Here is a 13,473-nt window from a genome sequence, read left to right on the forward strand (position 1 = left end):
AGAGCGCAGGAACAGAAGCAAGGAGGATCGATGAGTTCGTCAGACATCACCAGCGCTGTGCCTAGCTGGCACTTCCTCATGCACCCACAAGAACCGCTCACTGTGGAACAGAACGATGTCATGGACACCCATGACAGCTTCGCGGACGGCTTCGTCGGCAGAGAAGAGATTCTCGGGGTGGAGACCACGTTCGTCTGCTATTTCGAGGCGGACAGCCTCATGGACGCCATGAAGCAGGCCCTCGCTCGCATCGAGCACATCCCCGGCGTCCTCATCGAGAGCATCGAACTCAACCCGCACTCCTTCGAGCACAACGGCATGCAGACCGCAGCCGTCGTCAGGAACCCTGACTGACCAGAACCAGCACACACGAACCGCGGAGCACCCCATGAGCAGGGGCGCTCCGCGTCGCGCTGTACGGATCAGGCCGAGGCGAAGGCCACGAAGGACGACCAGGCCGCAGAAGGGACGACCAGGGCCGGGCCGGACTGGAGCTTGGAGTCACGGACACCGACCCGGCCGACCAGGGCCGCGACCTCAACGCAGCTGTTGCCGGTGCCGTCGCTGTAGGACGACTTGAACCAAGCGCTTTCGGGGGCCGGCTCGGTGGCCGGGGTGTGCGTGTTGATGGCTCTACTACCTTCTTGCTAGTTCTTCCAGGAATGCGATGGTTTCCTCGACCCCAAGGGCCAAACCCACCATCACGTTGAACCGGCGAGTGAACCGGTCTACTTCTCGGGGCTTGTCCGATGTCGAGACCGCGCCCCACGCGTTGTCCGTCTGGACCCGGGGCGGCAGCTCGCCGAGGTCCAGAATCGCGAAGTCATGGTTGGAGCGGTATCCGCGCCGGAAGGGGAGAAGCTGTATCGAGACGTGGTCCTCCCGAGCCAGCCTGATGATCTCCTCGTACTGCTCGCGCATCACCTCTTCGTCACCGATGGGGATCCGCAGAGCCGCCTCACCCAGGATGAAACGGAGGCGTACAGGATCTTCTCGGGTCAGCACCCTCTGCTTGCGATCCATCCGGAGATCCACATGGCGCTTGACGAACTCAGCGGTGGTGTCCTCGACGGGGCGCTGGACTTCAAAGAGCGCCTTCGCGTACGCCTCGGTCTGAAGCAAGCCATGCACCACTGTCGGGTGGTACGCCCTGATCCCGACCGCCTCCGCCTCCAGCCCCACGAAGTGCGGCATCCCCGCCGGCAGGAAGCTCCGGTACTGCGTCAGCCACTCCTCGTTCGGAGCTTCCCGGTTCAGCTCGATGAGCTGCTGGATCAGCTCCTCGTCGGTCACGCTGTACCGCTTCAGCAGCGTGCGCAGATTCCCCACGTTGCGGCGGAAATTGAGTTCACCGTGCTCGATCCGGGCCAGGGAGGCTTCCGAGAGGTCCCGCAGACCTCGGATCGCCTCCTTGCGCGTCATCCCCGGGGCTCCGTTCGGCTCTATGGCTGGGCAGTTCTCGCGCAACTGCCTCAGTTGGATGCCCAGCTCCAGACGGCGTCCCGATGCCCCGCGTTTGGCTCCCACTTGTACACCCTCCAGTGCCCCAACGCATGCCTCTCATGTCTGTGCGCAGCGCCAGCAGCGACCCACGCACGGTCGCGCATAATCCACTTCGGCGGCACGCTGGTTATTCAGAGGCATTTCTCTTGCGATGCAATGCGCTTAACCGTCACGGTAGTTGAGAACAGTCGCGCAGGGGCGAAGTTCCCAGACCAGGGGGCTCGCGACACCTTCTCGCGCGCCCCCCAACCCTCACAGCGGAGGACTCCGCCATGCCTCTCTTCCCCCAGCCCCCGTCGGACGCCGCCCCGGAAGAGCGTTTCCTCGCACTCCGGGAGCAGTTGCTGAAGGCGCTCATCGAGCCGCCGAAAGGGTTTCCGGTCGTGGTCTACGCGCTGACGATCAGCAATGACCGTGTGCCCGCGGACACCTTCGCCCGAGCCAGGAGTTACGCGCTTCACCGGGGGTGGCAGGTGCGCTCCGAAATGCTCTGGGACGGGTGCGGGATGACCGAGCCGCTGGAGAGGCCGGAGTGGCGGCGGGTGGAGGCGCTGATCGCGGGTGGGTTTGTGCAGGGGGTGGTGACGGTGGGGCAGTCGGCGGTGAGCACGAGCGCGCTGGAGTACGAGCAGGTGCTGGAGCGGCTGGCGTCGCGGCGGGCGTTCATCGCGCATGTACCGGTGAGGTGGGGGATGTTCCGCGGGTGAGAGGAGGAATCCCCTGACGGTTCCGTGGGTGGTCGCGTGGAGTGGCGAGACCCCGGTGGAGTCGCTGGTGGAGACGCGGGTGGTGCAGGGGATGCCGCCGTCGGGCGGGATCGGGTACGCGAATGAACTGCCCGCCGACCGGGGTGAGTACGGCGTACTCCTGAATCGTGGGCGGCTGCCCGCGAGGCCCGGCGAGCGGGGGCGTCCGCTCTTCTCCTCCGTGCACGGGAACAGGCAGCGGCGGGCGATGCGGAAGCTGCTCTGCCAGAGCTGTGGAGGGCCCTCCGCCGTGGACGGCCGAGGGGTGCTGTGGCTGTTGGACGAGGCGGTCGACGCCCGGGAGCCGGGCCGGCCGGAGGGGCAGATCACCGCGCATCCGCCGGTGTGCGTCGAGTGCGCGGGCGAGGCCGTGCGGCCGTGCGGCGGTGCGGCGGTGCGGCGGTGCGGCGGTGCGGCTGGAGGAGGAGACCGGTCGCCGGCAGACCGTCAACTGCTCCCCCTCTGGGGGGAGTCCAGAGGGGGAGAGTGTGGCCCTGAAGAGGTACACGGGGTCATCCCGGCCGTCGATGACCGGGGCGGCGGACGGGCCTAGCGTCGGGGCATGATCAGAATTCGTCGCGGCGTGGTCGCCGCGCTGCTCGCGCTGACGCTGCCGTTGCCGCTCATGGGGGCGGCGGTGGCCGACACGGGCACGCCCCGGGCGGCGGCGGCCGGGAGGCTGGAGCTGCCGAGGCCGTCGGGGGCGTATCCCGTGGGGATGGAGACGCTGCGGCTGAGGGACGCGAACCGTACGGATCACTGGGTGCCGGAGGCGGGGGCACGGGAGTTGATGGTGTCCCTGCACTATCCGGGGCGGCGGGGTACGGGGAAGCCCGCCGCGCGGCCGTACATGACGGTGGCGGAGGCGCGGGAGCTGCTGGGGCGGACCAGTACGGGGGAGCTGATCCCGGTGGGGAACGAGGAGCGGCTGGGCGCGGTCCGTACGCATGCGCGGGAGGGGGTGCGGCCGGCGCGGGGGAAGTTCCCGCTGGTGGTGCTGTCGCCGGGGTTCGGGCTTTCGCGGATGACGCTGACGCTGCTGGCGGAGGAGCTGGCGAGCGAGGGGCATGTGGTGGCGTCGGTGGACCACGCCCATGAGTCGGAGGCGACGGAGTTCCCGGGCAAGGGGGTGCTGCCCTGCACGGCGTGCCGGGTCACGGAGGCCGGGGAGGTGTCGCACGCGGCCGTGCCGGAGGGGCGGGCGAAGGATGTGTCCTTCGTACTCGATCAGTTGACCGGGCGGAAGAGGGCGGCCTGGCGGCACTCGGGGATGATCGACGCCCGGAAGATCGGGATGGCGGGGCACTCCATCGGCGGGAACAGCGCCGCGCACACCATGGCGACCGACCGGCGGGTGCGGGCCGGGATCAACATGGACGGGACGTTCTTCACGCCGGTGCCCGAGGGCGGGCTCGGCGGGCGGCCGTTCATGATGCTGGGCGCGGCGGAGAGTGTGCCGGGCTCGCCGGATGTGAGCTGGGACCGGGACTGGCGGCGGTTCGACGGGTGGAAGCGGTGGATCACCCCGACGGGGAGTCATCACTTCACCTTCGTCGACGCCCCTTATCTGGCGGACCAGGTCGAGGGCGCTCCCCAGTACCCCGGGGTGCCCTCGGGAAAGCGGTCCGCCGAGATCACCCGGGACTATGTGTCCGCGTTCTTCGCGCAGCACCTGAAGGGGGTTCCGCAACCGCTGCTGGACGGGCCGAGTCCGCAGCATCCGGAGGTCGTCTTCCACCGGCCGTGAGGATGGACAAAAAGAAAAGGGGGTCCGGGGCGCACACGCCCCGGACCCCCTTTTCCGTGTCCGGAAACGACGGCTATCCGTCGATGATCTTGCGCCACTCGCGGACCGCCTCCGCGTCCACCGGCCCCGCCCAGCCCCGGGGGCGCGCCGCGCCGCCGATGTGGAAGCCGGTGACGCCCGCGTCGCGCAGCTGGGGGACGTGTTCGAGGCGCAGGCCGCCGCCGACGAGGACGAGGGGCTCGTAGCCGGGCTCGCCGGCGCGGGCCACCTCGGCGAGGAGGGTGGGGATGCCGTGGTCCACCCCGGCCGGCGAACCGGCGGTGAGGTAGGTGTCCAGGCCCGGCAGGTCCGCCAGCTGCTTGCGCAGCCCGTCCCGGTCGGCGGCGCGGTCGATCGCCCGGTGGAAGGTCCAGGCGCTGCCCGCCATCCCGGCGACCAGGCGCTCCACGATGGCCAGATCCGCGCGGCCGTGCTCGTCCAGGAAGCCGAGGACGAACTCGTCCGCGCCCTCCTCGCGCAGTTCGGCGGTGGCGCGTAGGAGCGCTTCCACTTCGTCGGGAGTGCCGGCGGAGAAGCCGTCGGCGAGCCGCAGCATCACCCGTAGCGGAATGTCGACCGCCGCGCGGATCCGCGCGAAGGTCTCCCGCGACGGCGTCAGACCGTCTCTCGACATGTCCGCGACCAGCTCCAGCCGGTCCGCGCCTCCGGACCGCGCCGCGATCGCGTCCTCCGCGTCGAGCGCGATCACCTCCAGGACCGCACGGTTGCTCATGGGAACCCCATTCCTCCTGGGAGATGGCTAATGCATCAAATAGGTCTAGTCCAATGCCAGCCTAGTGCGCACGCTCTGCGAGCGCACCAGCACCCGGGGGGCTCTCGTCCGGTTCAAGACTTGCGCGAGGTACCTTGGGGGGGTATACATGAACCCATAAGGCATACCCCCTGGGGGTATGAAGCTCGGGACAGGGAGGAACCGTGGCGCACACAGCCACCCATCAAGAGGTCGAGCTCGCCATCGGTGGCATGACGTGCGCCTCCTGTGCGGCTCGTATCGAGAAGAAGCTCAACCGGATGGACGGGGTCGAGGCCACCGTCAATTACGCCACCGAGAAGGCCAAGGTCGTCTTCCGGGGCGAGGACGTCTCCGTACAGGATCTGATCGGCACCGTCGAGGCGACCGGATACAGCGCCGCCGAGCCCAAGCCGAAGGCCCCCGCGCAGGGCGATTCCGGTTCCGGTTCCGACTCCGAGGAGTCCCCGGAGGACGACCGGGAGCTGAAGACGCTGCGCGAGCGCGTGATCACCGCGGTGACCCTCTCCGTGCCCGTGATCGCGATGGCGATGATCCCGCCGCTCCAGTTCGAGTACTGGCAGTGGCTCTCGCTCACCCTCGCCGCCCCCGTCGTCGTCTACGCGGGCTGGCCCTTCCACCGCGCCGCGTGGACCAATCTGCGCCACGGCGCGGCCACCATGGACACCCTGGTCTCGGTGGGCACCATCGCCGCCTTCCTGTGGTCGCTGTACGCGCTGTTCTTCGGGCACGCCGGAATGCCCGGCATGACCCACCCCTTCGAGCTGACGATCTCCCGTTCCGACGGCGCTTCCAACATCTATCTGGAGGCCGCGGCAGGCGTCACCGCCTTCATCCTGGCCGGGCGGTACTTCGAGGCCCGCTCCAAGCGGAAGGCCGGGGCCGCGCTCCGGGCGCTGATGGAGCTGGGCGCGAAGGAGGTCACCGTACTGCGCGACGGGGTGGAGGTCCGGGTTCCGACCGCCGAGCTGAGCGTCGGCGACCGGTTCGTGGTCCGCCCCGGCGAGAAGATCGCCACCGACGGCACCGTGGTCGAGGGCTCGTCCGCCGTGGACGCCTCGATGCTGACCGGCGAGTCCGTCCCGGTCGAGGTCGGCCCCGGCGACAGCGTCACCGGCGCCACCCTCAACGCGGGCGGCCGGCTCGTCGTGGAAGCCACCCGGATCGGCTCGGACACCCAGCTGGCCCGGATGGCGAAGCTGGTCGAGGACGCCCAGAACGGCAAGGCGGCGGCCCAGCGCCTCGCCGACAAGATCTCCGGAGTCTTCGTCCCGATCGTGATCCTGCTGGCCCTCGGCACCCTCGGCGTCTGGCTGGCCATGGGCGAGGGATGGGCCGCCGCCTTCACCGCCGCCGTCGCCGTACTGATCATCGCCTGCCCCTGCGCCCTGGGTCTGGCCACGCCGACCGCGCTGATGGTCGGCACCGGCCGGGGAGCCCAGCTGGGCATCCTGATCAAGGGCCCCGAGGTCCTGGAGACCACCCGCAAGGTCGACACCGTCGTCCTCGACAAGACCGGAACCGTCACCACCGGCAAGATGACCCTGCTCGCCGTCCACACCGCCGACTCCACCGACGAGATGGAGACCCTGCGGCTGGCCGGAGCGCTGGAGAACGCCTCCGAGCACCCCATCGCCCAGGCGGTGGCGGCGGGCGCCGCCGAGCGCACCGGCAGCGTCCTGGCGACGCCCGAGGGCTTCGCCAACGTCCCCGGACTCGGCGTCCAGGGTGTCGTGGACGGTCACGCCGTGCTGGTGGGCCGCGAGAAGCTGCTCGCCGAGTGGGAGATCCGGCTGCCGGACGCCCTGCTCAAGGCGAAGCGGGACGCCGAGGCCGCCGGGCGCACCGCGATCGCGGTGGCCTGGGACGGCGAGGCCCGCGCGGTGCTGGAGGTCGCCGACGCGGTCAAGGAGACCAGCGCCGAGGCGATCACCCGGCTGCGGGGGCTGGGCCTCACGCCGATCCTGCTGACCGGCGACAACCAGGCCGTGGCCGAGTCGGTCGCCGCCGAGGTGGGCATCGACGAGGTGATCGCCGAGGTCATGCCCGAGGACAAGGTCGACGTCGTCAAGCGGCTCCAGGCCGAGGGCCGCAGTGTGGCCATGGTCGGCGACGGGGTCAACGACGCCGCCGCGCTCGCCCAGGCCGATCTGGGCCTGGCGATGGGCACGGGCACGGACGCCGCCATCGAGGCCGGCGATCTGACCCTCGTACGAGGTGACCTGCGGGCGGCGGCCGACGCCATCCGGCTGGCCCGGCGCACCCTGGGCACCATCCGGGTCAACCTCTTCTGGGCCTTCGCCTACAACGTCGCGGCGCTGCCGCTGGCCGCGCTGGGACTGCTCAGCCCGATGATCGCGGGTGCGGCGATGGCCTTCTCCTCGGTGTTCGTCGTCGGCAACAGCCTGCGGCTGCGGGGGTTCAAGGCCGCCGCCTGACACGGGGGCGGGAAGGCGAAGGGCCGGGCGGTTCACACCGCCCGGCCCTTCGCCTTCGCCCGTGCTCAGCCGTAGCCGCCGCTGCCGAAGGCCCCGCCGCCGACGTTCGGGCCGTGGTCGGGGCGCGCCTCGCGGCCCTTGCCCGTGCTGTGGCTGCTGTGGGTCTTCATGTTGTACGGGAGAAGCCGGTCCTCCCCCTCGTGCGGGAAGGTGTCGTCGTCCGCCTCCCGCACCTCCTCGATGTGCTCCCGCCGCTCGGGCTTGAGCGGCTGCTCCTCGGGCTTGGGGGGGACGTACTTCTCGCGGCGGATCGAATCCCACCACATGCTCGCCGTCAGGATGAGCACCAGAAAGACTCCGATGACGATGATCACTGTGACCATGGCGTCCGCCTCCAAACCCTGGATCGACACACACTTCACCTGGTCCCAGTCCCAGTGTCACCCCATTCGGCACATTTCTGCCGCTTGGGGAAGTTTCATCGGAAGAAGTGGAGATCGGCCTCCCGGGCCCCGGTCAGCTCGTACCGGGTGCCGGTCAGCGGGCGGGCCGCGAGCAGCCGTACCAGCGTCCCGGCGGAGCCCCGGTACCGCGCGGGTTCCGGGCCGCCGTCCGTACGCAGACCCAGCGCGAGCGGGGCGGAGCGGCCGTCGACGGCGGCGAGCAGCGGTGCGGTGCCCCGGGCACCGGTGAGGGCCGCGAAGAGATCCAGGGCCAGATCGAGGGCCTCGCCCGCCTCGTACGCGCCGGGCTCCCCGAGGGCCTCGCGCACATCGCCCGCGTGCACCCACTCGCCGAGCGCGATCCCGCCGAGGTCGCTGTGGCCGCCGCGCTCGGGGTGCGCGGCGGCGATGACCGGGCCGGCCTCGGTCATGCCGCGCTCCAGCTCGTCCACGATCCGGGCGTTCGACCAGTCGGCGCGCTCGGCGATGTCCAGGTCGTTGGATTCGGAGGTGAAGGCCCCGTCCGCCAGCCGGCCCTCCACCACTCGGGTGAGGGCCGCCCCGCAGTGGGCGAGCACATGGCGCACGGTCCAGCCGGGGCAGCAGGTGCGGATCGCGAAGTCCTCGTCGGGGCGGGAGCGGAGCAGCGGGATCAGGGCGTCGCGCTCGGCCCGCAGAAGGAGGCCGGGGAGCTCGGGGCCGCGTACGGATTCCATCGGCTCAGCCAAGCGCAAACGGAGGGGATTCCTCTAGTGGTGGCAGGCGCGGTGCGGGGGTCTGTTGTACGGCGCTGAGCTGCGGGTTTTGCCCGAATGGCGGAGGCAGGGGGTGGGGTCGGGTTCACTCGGGTGGCCCAAGCGGAACCTGTGGATGGGATCGGCCCCGGACAAGCCCGGCAGAGGTCGGCCCCGCTTCGGCGGCACCTGCCTAGAGTCGGGCGCATGAGCCCCGACGCCGACCTCGACCTCGATCCCGATCCCGCCTCCGGCCTTCGCGCCCGCTGGTCGCGCGCCCTGCTGGCCGCCCGCGCGGCGGACCCACGGGAATCCGGACCCGCCCCCGCCCCCGTGCCCGGCCCCGACCCGCTGCCGTACGCGGAGGATCTCCTCGCCCGCTGGGCCGAGCCGCAGCGCAGATACCACTCCACCGCCCACCTCACCGCCGTGCTGGACCACATCGACGCCCTCGCGGCCCACGCCGCCCGGCCGGATCTCGTCCGGCTGGCCGCCTGGTTCCACGACGCCGTGTATCTCCCCGAGCGCTCCGAGAACGAGGAGCGCTCCGCCCGGCTCGCCGAGCGCGCGCTGCCCGAGGCGGGCCTCGGGGACGCGAGCACCCGCGAGGTCGCCCGGCTGGTGCGGCTCACCGTCACCCACGCCCCCGAGGACGCGGACGCCGACGGCGCGGTGCTGTGCGACGCGGATCTCGCGATCCTGGCGGCCGGGCCCGAGCGGTACGCGGCATACGCCGCCGCCGTGCGCGAGGAGTACGGCTTTGTCCCCGACGACGCCTTCCGCGCGGGCCGGGCCGCGGTGCTGCGGCAACTCCTGGAGCTGCCCCGGCTGTTCCGCACACCCCACGGCGTACGGGAGTGGGAGGCGGCGGCCCGCCGCAATGTCGCGGCGGAGCTGACCCGGCTCGGCTGACCGCGCCGTGCGGCACCAGCACCGCACCCGCACCCGTGACGACATCCGCACGACACGAAGACGTGACACATGACGGGCCGCCGGCGGGAATGTCAGGTGTGATCGGCGCTGTTACCCGTGTCATGCCCGACTCTGCCCAGCCGCGCGCCCGTATGCCCCTCGCCGTATACATTCTCGGCCTCTCCGTCTTCGCCCTCGGTACGAGCGAATTCATGCTGTCCGGTCTGCTGCCGCCGATCGCGGAAGACATGGACGTCTCCATTCCGCAGGCCGGTCTGCTCATATCCGCCTTCGCGATCGGCATGGTCGTCGGCGCGCCGCTGCTCGCCGTGGCCACCCTCAGACTCCCCCGCAAGACCACGCTGATCGCCCTGATCACGGTCTTCGCCCTCGGCCAGGTCGCGGGCGCGCTCGCGCCGACGTACGAGATCCTCTTCGTCTCCCGGGTGATCAGCGCCCTCGCCTGCGCGGGCTTCTGGGCGGTCGGCGCGTCGGTCGCCGTCGCGATGGCCCCGGCGAACTCCCGGGCCAAGGCGCTGGCGGTGATGATCGGCGGACTCTCCATCGCCAATGTGCTGGGCGTCCCCGCCGGAGCCTTCCTCGGCGACCACCTCGGCTGGCGGTCCGCGTTCTGGGCGGTGGCGATCGCCTCCACGATCGCGCTGGTCGGCGTGGTGACGCTGATCCCGCGCATCCCGCTCCCGGCCGAGCGCCCGCGCCTCAAGCGCGAGCTGTCGATCTACGGCGACCGCCAGGTCTGGCTCTCCATCGTGCTGACGTCCCTCGCGGGCGGCGGCGTGTTCTGCGCCTTCTCCTACTTCGCCCCGCTGCTGACGGACGTCTCCGGGATCGCCGAGAGCTGGGTGCCGGGCGTGCTCGGCCTCTTCGGGCTCGGTGCGCTGATCGGTACGTGGCTGGGCGGCCGGGTCGCGGACGCGCACCTCTTCGGGGTGCTGCTGAGCGGCATCGCCGCCTCGACCGTCTTCCTCGTGGCGCTGGCCCTCTTCGCCTCCAGCCCCGCCGTCACCGTCTCGCTCGCCTTCCTGCTGGGCGTCTCCGCCTTCTACACCGCCCCCGCCCTGAACGCCCGCATGTTCAACGTCGCCGCCGCCGCCCCCACCCTCGCGGGCGCGACCACCACCGCCGCCTTCAACCTGGGCAACACCGGCGGCCCCTGGCTCGGCGGCACCGTCATCGACGCCGGCCTCGGCTTCCCCGCCACCGCCTGGGCCGGCGCGGCCATGACCGTCGTCGCCCTCGGCCTCGTCGCCCTCTCGCTCCGCCTCCAGGGCCGCTCCCGCACCATCGCCACCTCCCTCCCGGCCCCTGCCCCTGCCCCGGACACCGCCTCCGCCGAGGCCGTGCGCACACGGAACTGAGCGCTCAGCCCCAGGGCCGCCCCTTCGGCCGCCGCAGCCCGGCCGTGACCAGGAGACGGACGACCTCGCGGGGGGAGACCTCCAGCGCGCCCGCCGCGACGGCGGCCGGGTAGCGGTGGGAGGGGACGTCGTAGTGGTCGCGCTCGAAGGCGCGGCGGGGGCAGCCGATGGACGAGGCGAAGTGGTGGAGCTCCTCGTAGGACTCGTCGCTGACCAGGTGGGACCAGAGCCGGCCGTGGCCGGGCCAGGTGGGCGGGTCGATGTAGAGGGTCACCGGGGGCCGTCCGTACGGCGGGACGCGGGGGCCGGGGTCATCCGAGGCCGCCGACCGGGGCCACCACCACGCCCGCCTTGTGGCAGACCCACCGGGGATCCGGGCCCAGCTCGGGTTCGATCTCCAGGGCGTGCGGGTCGCCGGTGTCACAGACCGGGCAGAGGGGCCAGCGTCCGTACCGCTCCAGAAGGGCGTCCTGGACGTCCTGGGCGATCAGGCCGGTGACGTACTCCGCGCCCTGCGGCCACTCCTTCACCCACCAGCGGCGATGGGTCACCGAGTCCTCGACCAGCGACACCACCTCCGGGTCCGCGACGTCGCGGGCCGCCAGATCGGCGAGGATCAGGGCGCGGGCGGCGTGCAGGGCCTGCTCATGAGGGTCGGCTTCGTCCATGTGGCCATTGTCCCTCGTACGGCGGGCGTCCCCCGTACGGAGGACCCGGTCCGCCGTCCGCCGTGCAGGGGTTGACCCGACCCGAAAATTGAAAATATCTTTCATATGTGACCGACTCACTGAAGGAAATTTTCAGCGCCGGACTGCCCGCCGAAGCCCCGCCCGCTCCCGCCGCCCTCGCCTCCAAAGTCCGCACACTCGCCCCCTCCATGACGCGCTCCATGCAGCGCGTCGCCGAGGCCGTCGCCGAGGACCCGGCGGGCTGCGCCGCCCTCACCGTCACCGGACTCGCCGAGCTGACCGGCACCAGCGAGGCCACCGTGGTCCGCACCGCCCGGCTGCTGGGCTACCCCGGCTACCGCGATCTGCGTCTCGCGCTCGCCGGACTCGCCGCGCACCAGCAGTCCGGCCGCGCCCCCAGCGTCACCGCCGACATCGCCGTCGACGACCCCATCGCCGACGTCGTCGCCAAACTCGCCCACGACGAACAGCAGACCCTCGCCGACACCGCCGCCGGACTCGACACGGTCCAGCTCGCCGCCGCCGTGGCCGCCGCCGCGACCGCCCGCCGGATCGACATCTACGGAGTCGGGGCCTCCTCGCTCGTCGGCATGGACCTGGCGCAGAAACTCCTCCGCATCGGCCTGATCGCCCACGCCCACGCCGACCCCCATCTCGCCGTCACCAACGCCGTGGCGCTGCGCCCCGGCGACGTCGCCATCGCCATCACCCACTCGGGATCCACCTCCGACGTCATCGAGCCCCTGCGCACCGCCTTCGAGCGCGGCGCGACGACCGTCGCCATCACCGGCCGCCCGGACGGGCCCGTCTCCAGCTACGCCGACCACGTACTGACCACCTCCACCGCCCGCGAGAGCGAGCTGCGGCCCGCCGCCATGTCCTCCCGCACCAGCCAACTCCTCGTCGTGGACTGCCTCTTCATAGGCGTGGCCCAGCGGACCTACGAGACGGCCGCCCCCGCGCTCGCCGCCTCCTACGAGGCGCTCGCCCACCGCCGCACACCGCGCACCGCCCGCTGACGAGCCGACCGCCGACGAACACCTGTCGCCGAGCCTCCCGCTCCCGAGCCACCCGCTGCCGAGCCAAAGGAAAGCGCGCCCATGACCTCGACCTCCTCCGCGTACGGCGAACTCCGCTCCCAGCTCGACTCGCTCACCACCGAGGCCTTCCGGCCCGAACTGGCCGACATCGACCGGCTCGCCACCCTCGACATCGCCCGGATCATGAACGGCGAGGACCGGACCGTACCGGACGCCGTCGCCGCCCAACTGCCCCTCATCGCCGCCGCGATCGACGCCGCCGCCGAACGGATGGCGCGCGGCGGGCGGCTGGTCTACGCGGGCGCGGGCACCCCCGGCAGGCTGGGCGTGCTCGACGCCAGCGAGTGCCCGCCGACCTTCAACACCGGCCCCGGCGAGGTCGTCGGACTGATCGCGGGCGGCCCCACCGCCGTCGTCCGGGCCGCCGAGGGCGCGGAGGACAGCCCGGAGCTGGCCGCCGCCGACCTCGACGCGCTGCGGATCGGCCCCGACGACACGGTGGTCGGGATCTCCGCGTCCGGGCGCACCCCGTACGCCGTCGGCGCGGTCGTCCGCGCGCGGGCCCTGGGGGCGCTCACCGTCGGGCTCTCCTGCAACGCGAACAGCCCGCTGGCCGCCGCCGCCGACCACGGGATCGAGGTGGTCACCGGACCCGAACTCCTCACCGCCTCGACCCGGTTGAAGGCGGGCACGGCACAGAAGCTCGTCCTCAACATGATCTCGACGATCACCATGATCAGGCTCGGCAAGACCTACGGGAATCTGATGGTCGACCTCCGCGCCTCCAACGAGAAGCTGCGCGCCCGCTCCCGCCGGATCGTCTCGCTCGCCACCGGCGCGGGCGAGACGGAGATCGAGGCCGCCCTCACCGCCACCGGCGGCGAGGTGAAGAACGCCATCCTGACCCTGCTCGGCGCGGTCGACGCCCCCACCGCCGCCCGGCTGCTCGCCGAGAACGGCGGCCATCTGCGCGCCGCCCTCAACTCCGCCCCCGCCGCTTCCGCCCCCGCCGAGGAATGACCGCACAGCAA

General features: G+C 71.6%; 16 protein-coding genes. 9 read left to right on the forward strand and 7 right to left on the reverse strand.

Annotation, left to right across the window (positions count from 1 at the left end; all coding sequences use genetic code 11):
• The first annotated feature begins 102 nt into the window (after positions 1-102).
• Complete coding sequence (locus tag ABD371_RS02220) at positions 103-354, forward strand: PH domain-containing protein (RefSeq protein WP_344472007.1); 252 nt, start codon at positions 103-105, stop codon at positions 352-354.
• Positions 355-422: 68 nt separating this feature from the next.
• Here ABD371_RS02220 and ABD371_RS02225 read toward each other — a convergent pair whose 3' ends face one another.
• Complete coding sequence (locus ABD371_RS02225) at positions 423-629, reverse strand: DUF397 domain-containing protein (RefSeq protein WP_344472183.1); 207 nt, start codon at positions 627-629, stop codon at positions 423-425.
• Between the two features lie 7 nt (positions 630-636).
• Complete coding sequence (locus tag ABD371_RS02230; protein ID WP_344472010.1) at positions 637-1,422, reverse strand: DUF5753 domain-containing protein; 786 nt, start codon at positions 1,420-1,422, stop codon at positions 637-639.
• A gap of 353 nt (positions 1,423-1,775) precedes the next feature.
• Between ABD371_RS02230 and ABD371_RS02235 the strand changes: the two genes are divergently transcribed.
• From ABD371_RS02235 to ABD371_RS02245, 3 genes are read left to right on the forward strand one after another with little or no spacing between them, the layout of a single operon-like run.
• On the forward strand, positions 1,776-2,210 hold the full coding sequence (locus ABD371_RS02235) for a hypothetical protein (RefSeq protein WP_344472013.1): 435 nt from the start codon (positions 1,776-1,778) through the stop codon (positions 2,208-2,210).
• Between the two features lie 28 nt (positions 2,211-2,238).
• Positions 2,239-2,802, forward strand: a complete 564-nt coding sequence (locus ABD371_RS02240; RefSeq protein ID WP_344472016.1) for a hypothetical protein — start codon at positions 2,239-2,241, stop codon at positions 2,800-2,802.
• Between the two features lie 9 nt (positions 2,803-2,811).
• A complete protein-coding gene (locus tag ABD371_RS02245; RefSeq protein ID WP_344472019.1) occupies positions 2,812-3,996 on the forward strand; it encodes an alpha/beta hydrolase family protein in 1,185 nt (394 codons plus the stop codon).
• 73 nt (positions 3,997-4,069) lie between these two features.
• Here ABD371_RS02245 and ABD371_RS02250 read toward each other — a convergent pair whose 3' ends face one another.
• Complete coding sequence (locus ABD371_RS02250; RefSeq protein ID WP_344472022.1) at positions 4,070-4,768, reverse strand: copper homeostasis protein CutC; 699 nt, start codon at positions 4,766-4,768, stop codon at positions 4,070-4,072.
• A gap of 251 nt (positions 4,769-5,019) precedes the next feature.
• Here ABD371_RS02250 and ABD371_RS02255 point away from each other — a divergent pair, with 251 nt between their 5' ends.
• Positions 5,020-7,245 (forward strand): heavy metal translocating P-type ATPase, encoded by a 2,226-nt coding sequence (locus ABD371_RS02255; RefSeq protein ID WP_381734360.1) that lies wholly within the window; start codon positions 5,020-5,022, stop codon positions 7,243-7,245.
• Positions 7,246-7,310: 65 nt separating this feature from the next.
• On the opposite strand, the gene ABD371_RS02260 is transcribed toward ABD371_RS02255, so the two are convergent.
• A complete protein-coding gene (locus tag ABD371_RS02260) occupies positions 7,311-7,658 on the reverse strand; it encodes a DUF6479 family protein (protein WP_344472028.1) in 348 nt (115 codons plus the stop codon).
• Between the two features lie 65 nt (positions 7,659-7,723).
• Positions 7,724-8,404: a maleylpyruvate isomerase family mycothiol-dependent enzyme gene (locus tag ABD371_RS02265; protein WP_344472030.1), complete on the reverse strand. Its 681-nt coding sequence runs from the start codon at positions 8,402-8,404 to the stop codon at positions 7,724-7,726.
• A gap of 225 nt (positions 8,405-8,629) precedes the next feature.
• Between ABD371_RS02265 and ABD371_RS02270 the strand changes: the two genes are divergently transcribed.
• A complete protein-coding gene (locus tag ABD371_RS02270) occupies positions 8,630-9,334 on the forward strand; it encodes an HD domain-containing protein (RefSeq protein ID WP_344472032.1) in 705 nt (234 codons plus the stop codon).
• A 152-nt stretch (positions 9,335-9,486) separates the two neighbouring features.
• On the forward strand, positions 9,487-10,713 hold the full coding sequence (locus ABD371_RS02275) for a Cmx/CmrA family chloramphenicol efflux MFS transporter (RefSeq protein WP_344472185.1): 1,227 nt from the start codon (positions 9,487-9,489) through the stop codon (positions 10,711-10,713).
• Positions 10,714-10,717: 4 nt separating this feature from the next.
• Here the strand turns inward: ABD371_RS02275 and ABD371_RS02280 are convergent, their stop codons facing one another.
• A complete protein-coding gene (locus tag ABD371_RS02280; RefSeq protein WP_344472034.1) occupies positions 10,718-10,987 on the reverse strand; it encodes a DUF4031 domain-containing protein in 270 nt (89 codons plus the stop codon).
• A 37-nt stretch (positions 10,988-11,024) separates the two neighbouring features.
• The gene (locus ABD371_RS02285; RefSeq protein ID WP_344472036.1) at positions 11,025-11,381 is read right to left on the reverse strand and encodes a hypothetical protein; all 357 of its coding nucleotides are present in this window, start codon (positions 11,379-11,381) and stop codon (positions 11,025-11,027) included.
• Between the two features lie 107 nt (positions 11,382-11,488).
• Between ABD371_RS02285 and ABD371_RS02290 the strand changes: the two genes are divergently transcribed.
• Together ABD371_RS02290 and murQ are read left to right on the forward strand one after the other, a co-directional pair.
• Positions 11,489-12,421 (forward strand): MurR/RpiR family transcriptional regulator, encoded by a 933-nt coding sequence (locus tag ABD371_RS02290; RefSeq protein WP_344472038.1) that lies wholly within the window; start codon positions 11,489-11,491, stop codon positions 12,419-12,421.
• An 81-nt stretch (positions 12,422-12,502) separates the two neighbouring features.
• A complete protein-coding gene (murQ, locus tag ABD371_RS02295) occupies positions 12,503-13,462 on the forward strand; it encodes an N-acetylmuramic acid 6-phosphate etherase (protein WP_344472040.1) in 960 nt (319 codons plus the stop codon).
• Positions 13,463-13,473: the final 11 nt, after the last annotated feature.

It is taken from the genome of Streptomyces amakusaensis (assembly GCF_039532665.1).
Classification (GTDB): Bacteria; Actinomycetota; Actinomycetes; order Streptomycetales; family Streptomycetaceae; genus Streptomyces; species Streptomyces amakusaensis.

Coding starts and splice junctions, on each gene's coding strand:
- ABD371_RS02230 (WP_344472010.1), bottom strand. CDS start 1,422: ATGACGCGCAAGGAGGCGATCCGAGGTCTGCGGGACCTCTCGGAAGCC.
- ABD371_RS02235 (WP_344472013.1), top strand. CDS start 1,776: ATGCCTCTCTTCCCCCAGCCCCCGTCGGACGCCGCCCCGGAAGAGCGT.
- ABD371_RS02245 (WP_344472019.1), top strand. CDS start 2,812: ATGATCAGAATTCGTCGCGGCGTGGTCGCCGCGCTGCTCGCGCTGACG.
- ABD371_RS02250 (WP_344472022.1), bottom strand. CDS start 4,768: ATGAGCAACCGTGCGGTCCTGGAGGTGATCGCGCTCGACGCGGAGGAC.
- ABD371_RS02255 (WP_381734360.1), top strand. CDS start 5,020: ATGACGTGCGCCTCCTGTGCGGCTCGTATCGAGAAGAAGCTCAACCGG.
- ABD371_RS02265 (WP_344472030.1), bottom strand. CDS start 8,404: ATGGAATCCGTACGCGGCCCCGAGCTCCCCGGCCTCCTTCTGCGGGCC.
- ABD371_RS02270 (WP_344472032.1), top strand. CDS start 8,630: ATGAGCCCCGACGCCGACCTCGACCTCGATCCCGATCCCGCCTCCGGC.
- ABD371_RS02275 (WP_344472185.1), top strand. CDS start 9,487: ATGCCCCTCGCCGTATACATTCTCGGCCTCTCCGTCTTCGCCCTCGGT.
- ABD371_RS02285 (WP_344472036.1), bottom strand. CDS start 11,381: ATGGACGAAGCCGACCCTCATGAGCAGGCCCTGCACGCCGCCCGCGCC.
- murQ (WP_344472040.1), top strand. CDS start 12,503: ATGACCTCGACCTCCTCCGCGTACGGCGAACTCCGCTCCCAGCTCGAC.